Here is a 423-nt window from a genome sequence, read left to right on the forward strand (position 1 = left end):
ATCGTCGTGCCGGTGGTGGTCTTCCCGGAGGAGCCCTGCCAGCTGATGGTCCAGCCGCCGGCCTGGTTGCCGATGTCGTCGGCGTTGGACCCGGCGACGTACACCTTCTGGTCCGGCTTGAGCGGCAGGACGGCCCCGTCGTTCTTCAGGAGCACCTGCGACTTCGCGGCCGCCTCACGGGCCACCGCACGGTGCTCGGCCGAGCCGACCTTGTCCAGGTGGGTGGTGTCCGCGTACGGCTTCTCGAAGAGGCCCAGGCGGAACTTCTGGGTGAGGATGCGGGCGACCGCGTCGTCGATCCGGGCCTCGCTGATCCGGCCCGCCGCCACCTCGTCCTTCAGCGTCTTCGTGAAGTCCTGGTACGCGGTCGGGACCATGATCATGTCGAGTCCGGCGTTGATCGACGTACGGACGTCGCTCGGG

Annotated in this window: 1 protein-coding gene; it reads right to left on the reverse strand. The window is 68.6% G+C overall.

All coding sequences use genetic code 11. The annotated features are described in order from the left end of the window. On the reverse strand, positions 1-423 hold a 423-nt coding region (locus AB0C16_RS40720; RefSeq protein ID WP_357691560.1), incomplete at both ends, for a glycoside hydrolase family 3 C-terminal domain-containing protein.

Source organism: Nonomuraea sp. NPDC048916, assembly GCF_040649575.1.
GTDB lineage: Bacteria > Actinomycetota > Actinomycetes > Streptosporangiales > Streptosporangiaceae > Nonomuraea.